Origin of the sequence: Aeromicrobium sp., assembly GCF_014378035.1 — a bacterium.
Lineage (GTDB): Bacteria > Actinomycetota > Actinomycetes > Propionibacteriales > Nocardioidaceae > Aeromicrobium.
On sequence record NZ_JACMOM010000064.1, the window covers coordinates 1 to 5,870 of the forward strand.

Genomic DNA, 5,870 nt, shown 5'->3' on the forward strand with positions numbered 1-5,870 from the left:
GCATCGTGAGGCATCCTCTTCTCGGACCGGAAATATGGCATACCCGAGTCCGTTGGGGGACAGGGGAGTGGGGAAACTGACTGAACCTGAGGGCAGATGCTGGCGATCGTTTCGCGTTCCGCCCGTGATTGGCCGGTCGACTGCGATTGAGCCCGTGCCGCAGGTATTCGCCGTTTACAACCCAAGGAAGAGAGCACTGCCAGTCTTCGGCGGATGCTCAGAAGCGGCAGGATGAAGCGCTCCGTGACACGGTTCGAAGCGTCGATTCACGAGCACCTACATGGACCTGCTCCGCTTCGTCGAACGACGTGTGCATCCGTCCCACGCTGAGGACATCGTCGCCGACGCCTATCTCGTCACTTGGTGACGGCTGGCTGACGTGCCCACGGAGCTCGGGGATGCGCGTGCATGGCTGTACGGTGTCGCCCGCCGCACAATGATGCAGCGAGGCCGCGGTGAGCAGCGCAGGAATGCACTCTCAGTCCGGATTGCGGAGGCAACGCCGATCGTGGTTGCAGCTGCCGACGCGGACGTGCTATTTCGAACACGGCAAAGCGGGGGGCGGCGCGGGTTCCATCGCAACTACGGACAGTCCACGGGCACGCGCGGTGCCTGCCGACTCGATTGCCGGCTCGGGCGGCGAGGTCAGCGCGACGGATCACCTGGGCCTGATACGCGCAGTCGTCGGCCGCGTTGGCACCAACGTCGTCTCCGTCGTCCTCGACACCTTCGCTAAAGGCCCGGTCACGGCCACCGTCATGGGTGGGCATTTCGCGGCCTGGTGGCCCGATGAATCCATTACAGACGAATCAGAGGACCAGGCCAGCCCCGGCGACGAACTGAGCGGGATCACGGTGACTCTTAGCGACGGAACCGCCCGCAGCTTGCCCGTGGCGGAACTCCTTCGCCAGTGAATCAACGAACAAGAGACCTGCTCCGGCGCGACCTGGCGCGTCACCGGGGCAGGTCGCGGGTGACCGACACCAACCTGCGAACGTCCCAATGGTGTCGCTGGGTAGAGCCCGCGGCCGAGAAGCCGGACATCCTTGTCGTGGGTCAGTCCTCGGTCGCGGTCGGCTTTTCCTGCGTCGAATCGGCGGCGATGAACTCGCGGAGCACGCGCGCGAAGCGGTCCGGGTCGTTGAGGTGCGGGAAGTGACCCGCGCCTTCGAACAGCTCGACGCGACAGTCGGGGAGCGCGCGCTTCACGCTGAGCGCGTGCGAGGCTGGGATCATTCGGTCCTTCGAGCCCCACACGATCAGCGTCGGGATGGGTAGCGCGCCCTCCAGGTGGTCGTGAGCGCTGATGCTCTGCCCTCCTATATCGATGACGGCACGGGTGGTGGCGAGGAAGGCGCGACGACTCTCACGGTCCCCGAGCGAACTGAAGCCCCGCCAGATCGCGCCGATGTCTGCGCCGGGTCGCCAGCCAACCTTCGCCGCGCCACGACCCAATGCCTCGACACGGGAGAGGACGGGTGCGGAGGCAAGGACGCTGAGCACCTGCGCGGCGCCGGGCAGGGTTGCGGAGCGCAGGACCAAGTTCACCTCACGTCCTAGGCCGCCACTGGCAACCAGGACGAGGCGATCGACCCGCTCAGGGAAGAGGTAGAAGAACTGCATCGCGATGCCACCACCGAGCGAGTGCCCGACGAGCGTGACACGCTCGATCCCGAGGTGATCGAGGAGATCGCGCATGGCCGCGGCGTGCGCGCTGAGCGAATAGTCCCCAAGCGGCTTCGCCGACTCACCGTGACCGAAGAGGTCGGGCACGAGCACTCGGTGGTCGTCATCCATCTTGTCGACTAGGTGGGCCCACTGCCGTTGCGACCCGAGGATCCCGTGGATGAAGAGCACAACCGGGCCGGAGCCGCTGTCGACATAGGAGAGGTCGTGGCCGTGGAGCACGACGTTGTGCGGAGCCATGCGCGTCATGGTGGTCATCCTCGAAGTGGTAGTTGAACCGGGCACGCCCAAGATATCCCTGCCCGCGCCCGGAACCCAACGACGATCTAGGCTCCACCGGTGACGCCCCATCGCGGCGGTATGACGCAGGCCCTTCTGAGCCATGCTTCTGGTTCAGGGCGCGAGTGGCACCTTCCCGATTTCATGGTCGATGCTTGCCGCGACGGACTGTTGAAGCGTCCGGCTCCACGAGTCTTCAATGCCCGACGAAACCAGCGATTGAATCGCCAGCGGATACCAGTTCTGTGCCATTTGCGCTGAGTCACCGACAACGAGGCGCCCGTAGTGGCCGGTGGCGTTACGTCGCGCGTACCAAACACGCACCGCCTAGTAGAGATCTGCGGCCGGTGACACAAACGACGATTCGTCGATGTGCTTCTGGTCGAGCATTTCAGCCAAGTATCGGCCCGCGCTGCTGGCCTCGGCGGGGGCGCTGGGGTCGAGGCAGTCACCGCTCCCGGACTGCGTAGGTCAGGTGGGTTTGCCCGCTGCGTCGGCTCTGCGCGGACCTGCTCAAGGGCTACGCGGCCCGCGTCAATGCCCTCGAACAGGCGGATTCCGGAGCCGAACAGCACGGGTGACAGTGCGATCGAGAACTCGTCGATCAGGCCCGCGTTCACGTACTCCAGGATCGTTGCGCCGCCGCCCGCGATGCGGACGTCCCGGTCGCCGGCGGCCTCGCGGGCCTGGTCGAGCGCGGGCTCGATGCCGTCGTTGACGAAATGGAAGGTGGTCCCACCCGACCGCTCCCAGGCGTCACGCTTCTCGTGAGTCACGACGAACACCGGCGTGTGGAACGGCGCCTCCTCCGGCCATGCCTGCTCGCCGGCGTCGAACATGCGCTTACCCATCACGCTCGCGCCGGTACGTTCGAACGTGTCCCGCACGATGTCGTTGTCGCGCCCTTCCTCGCCGCCCTCACCGAGCTTCAGATTCTCCCGGAAGAACCGCTGCGGGAAGATCCACTGCTGCAGTTCCATCCACTGCTGCCCCATCAAGTCCTCGAGGGACTCGGGCGCGATGAACCCGTCCAGCGACATCGACACGCTAAAAAACACCTTCCCGGCCATCAGCCCGCCGTCCCCAACCGAACGATCTCGGTGACGTAGGCAGCCAGGTTGCTCAGGGTCTGCTGGCCGCCCTCGATCGCGTGGTACTTCTCGACTGCTTCGTCGCGCAGCTCCCTGGTGGGGAACACCGTGCGCATCTCGATCCGGGTCGCCGCGACGTCGGGCGCGAACGTCAGAACCGACTCGAAGGCGTTCGGGTCGTCGCGGTACTCACCGTGGAGCATCGCAATCCGCTCCGGTGGGTTGATCTCGGCCCAGGTGATCCACTCCTGGTAGTCGGTCCCATCCGGTCCGTGCATCACGAAGTCCCACTCCCCGCCGACGCGGAACTCGAACGCCGCCGTGGTGGTGGTGAACCCCTCCGGTCCCCACCACCGCGACAGGTGCTGCACCTTGGTGAACGCCTCGAACACCAGCTCCCGTGGGGCACTGATGACCCGGGTGATCACGATCTCGCGGTCGGCCGTCGTCGACTGCGCCGGCGTTCCTCGTTCTGTCGCGCTCATTCTCTACTCCTTCTGCCTTGCCTGCTTGAGGTCCTGCACGTACTCGTCCAGTCGGTCGAAGCTCTCGTTCCAGAACCGCTCAAACCCGCCAGTCCACTCGTGGACCGGCCGCAGTCCGCGGGCATCAAGGCCGTACAGGCGCTGCTTGCCTGCCTTGCGGTCCCGCACCAGCCCGACCTCCCGGAGCACCCGCAAGTGTTTGGACGCCCCCGGCTGGGTCATCCCCAGCTCCTGGGCCAACTCGGTCACCGGCCGCTCACCCGCCCGCAGCAGCACCAGGATCTCCCGGCGCTGCGGCTCAGCGATCGCGTTGAAGACGTCCGACGTCGTCGCTGCTCGTGCCATGGGTACCATCATATGCCGATATCGGCATGCGTCAAGCTTGGGAGAATCAGCCCTGATAAGAGACCGCGGCTGCTTGGGCAGCCGACGCTACGTCGCTTTTGTGAGCCTTGAGGACAAGGTCGAGGTCAAGTGGTGATGCAGAGCGGAACATTTGGGCAGTCTCTGAGCGGTGAGGCGCCGACACCGGGCGAGGGGGCCCGTCGCGGTTGAATTTCGATCAGATGCTGAGTGGAGACGCCAGCGGATGGATGAACACTTTGCGCCTCCTTTCAACGGCAAATCGGTCGAGACTCGCGATAGCGTAATGGGTGATGTCGCTGTCCGATAGCAGAACCTTGAGCGGCGACGGGCATTGCACGCTCCGGTGTTGGGCTCAGTGAACGGAGAACCCGCCGTCGACGAAGATCGCCTGCCCAGTGACGTAAGCCGAGGCGCGGCTCGCCAGGAATACCGCTGCGCCCGCGAAATCCTCGGCCCGACCGTTTCGGCCCACCATCGTGCGCGCAGCCAGCGCCGCCATCTTCTCGGGGTCAGACGACAGCCGTGCGTTGAGCGGCGTCATCACGAACCCCGGCACGAGCGTGTTGCAGGTGACGCCATACGGCGACCATGCCTCGGCCTGTGAACGGGCCAGCGACTCCAACGCCCCCTTGGATACGCCGTAGGCGCCGCTCTGGACGAACGCCCGATGCGCCTGCTGGGAGGTGATGTGAATGATCCGCCCGAAGCCCCGTTCGGCCATGCCGGGCCCGAACCGCTGTCCCAGCAGGTAGGGCGCCTCCAGGTTCACCGCCATGGTGGTGTCCCACACATCCTCGTCCAGCTCGCCCATCGTCGGCCGCAGGTTGACCCCGGCGCAATTGACGAGGATGTCGGGCTCCCCGAACGCCTCGGCTGCCTCCTCGGCCGCCGCGCGCAGACCGTCGCGGGTGCTCAGGTCGGCGCTCACCCAGGCCGCCCGGCGCCCATGGGTCGCCAAATCGCCCACCGTAGCGGCCAGCTCGGACTCCCTGCGCGCCACGACCAAGACACTCGCCCCCGCGCACGCGAGGGCCCGGGCGATGGCCCGGCCGATGCCGGCACTGCCCCCGGTCACCACCGCGACCCGGCCGTCCAGCGAGAACAGTTCGGAAAGGTAGGCCTGCGGGGTCATGCCAGCACCCTAAACGGCGCGCCCACAGCGATAGCGCGCCGGACGGCGCCATCCAGGTCCAGGTAGCTGTTCACGTTCAGTTCGAAGCGGCCTCGCGGCACCCCTCGACCTGACCCATCAGTTCAAGGCCGACGTCCCGGGTCCTGTTCAGACCACTAATGTCGCGATGAGCTTCGGGGCGCGCCGTGGCCGCGGCGGCATGAGGCCGGGGCGGCGCGAGGACCGGAAGCCCAACCTCGTGCGGCGCCCCACGACACCGCGCCCGTCGCCGACTCCGATCACCGCGAGCGGATCCCGTCCCGGCGACAGCCATAGCTGCTGGCGACACCAAGCGATCACAGAACGCCGCCACCTACCGGCAACATTCACAATCACCGGTCCCGCCAGTTCCCGTAAGCCCCGCCCGTTGCTCGACCGACAGCCAAGACCTCACCGCGCAACAGGACGGACTCACCGCCCTCGGCGTGAAGCCCAGCCGGATCTACGTCGATCACGGCTTGACCGGACGGAACCGGGACCGACCCGGACTGCGCGAAGCCCTCGCTGCTTGTCGCTCCGGTGACACACTCGTCGTCACCAAACTCGACCGCCTGGCCCGCTCCCACCCTGACGCCCGCGACATTGTCGAAGAGCTGACCGCCGCCGAGGTGAAGCTCAACATCGGCGGGTCGCTGCACGACCCCAACGACCCGATTGGGCGGTTGTTGTTCAATGTCTTGGCGATGATCGCCGAATTTGAGTCGGACCTCATCAGGATGAGGACCAGGGAGGGCATGAAGGTCGCCAAAGCAAAAGGCCGACTACGGGGCAAGTCACCAAAGCTCAGCCCCA

The 5,870-nt window shown here is 66.1% G+C and carries 7 protein-coding genes; 2 read left to right on the forward strand and 5 right to left on the reverse strand.

Annotation, left to right across the window (positions count from 1 at the left end):
• Positions 1–608: 608 nt before the first annotated feature.
• A complete protein-coding gene (locus H7290_RS03460; protein WP_290512621.1) occupies positions 609–914 on the forward strand; it encodes a hypothetical protein in 306 nt (101 codons plus the stop codon).
• A 142-nt stretch (positions 915–1,056) separates the two neighbouring features.
• Here the strand turns inward: H7290_RS03460 and H7290_RS03465 are convergent, their stop codons facing one another.
• The 5 genes from H7290_RS03465 to H7290_RS03485 all read right to left on the reverse strand — a co-directional run bounded on the left by H7290_RS03465 (position 1,057) and on the right by H7290_RS03485 (position 5,039).
• On the reverse strand, positions 1,057–1,944 hold the full coding sequence (locus H7290_RS03465; RefSeq protein ID WP_290512622.1) for an alpha/beta fold hydrolase: 888 nt from the start codon (positions 1,942–1,944) through the stop codon (positions 1,057–1,059).
• 68 nt (positions 1,945–2,012) lie between these two features.
• Positions 2,013–3,035 carry a dihydrofolate reductase family protein gene (locus H7290_RS03470; protein WP_290512623.1) on the reverse strand — a complete coding sequence of 341 codons (1,023 nt, stop codon included), beginning with the start codon at positions 3,033–3,035 and terminating at the stop codon, positions 2,013–2,015.
• Complete coding sequence (locus tag H7290_RS03475; protein ID WP_290512624.1) at positions 3,035–3,541, reverse strand: SRPBCC family protein; 507 nt, start codon at positions 3,539–3,541, stop codon at positions 3,035–3,037. Before H7290_RS03475 ends, H7290_RS03470 begins: the two co-directional genes overlap by 1 nt.
• A gap of 3 nt (positions 3,542–3,544) precedes the next feature.
• Positions 3,545–3,886 (reverse strand): metalloregulator ArsR/SmtB family transcription factor, encoded by a 342-nt coding sequence (locus H7290_RS03480; RefSeq protein WP_290512625.1) that lies wholly within the window; start codon positions 3,884–3,886, stop codon positions 3,545–3,547.
• Positions 3,887–4,259: 373 nt separating this feature from the next.
• Entirely contained in the window at positions 4,260–5,039 is a 780-nt protein-coding gene (locus H7290_RS03485; RefSeq protein ID WP_290512626.1) for an SDR family oxidoreductase, read from the reverse strand.
• Between the two features lie 311 nt (positions 5,040–5,350).
• Here H7290_RS03485 and H7290_RS03490 point away from each other — a divergent pair.
• Positions 5,351–5,870: recombinase family protein (locus tag H7290_RS03490; protein ID WP_290512627.1), on the forward strand; the 520-nt coding region annotated here is incomplete at its 3' end.

What these genes read in the sequence shown, in the direction of transcription:
- H7290_RS03465 (WP_290512622.1), bottom strand. Translation starts at nt 1,944, where the DNA reads ATGACCACCATGACGCGCATGGCTCCGCACAACGTCGTGCTCCACGGC.
- H7290_RS03470 (WP_290512623.1), bottom strand. Translation starts at nt 3,035, where the DNA reads ATGGCCGGGAAGGTGTTTTTTAGCGTGTCGATGTCGCTGGACGGGTTC.
- H7290_RS03475 (WP_290512624.1), bottom strand. Translation starts at nt 3,541, where the DNA reads ATGAGCGCGACAGAACGAGGAACGCCGGCGCAGTCGACGACGGCCGAC.
- H7290_RS03480 (WP_290512625.1), bottom strand. Translation starts at nt 3,886, where the DNA reads ATGGCACGAGCAGCGACGACGTCGGACGTCTTCAACGCGATCGCTGAG.
- H7290_RS03485 (WP_290512626.1), bottom strand. Translation starts at nt 5,039, where the DNA reads ATGACCCCGCAGGCCTACCTTTCCGAACTGTTCTCGCTGGACGGCCGG.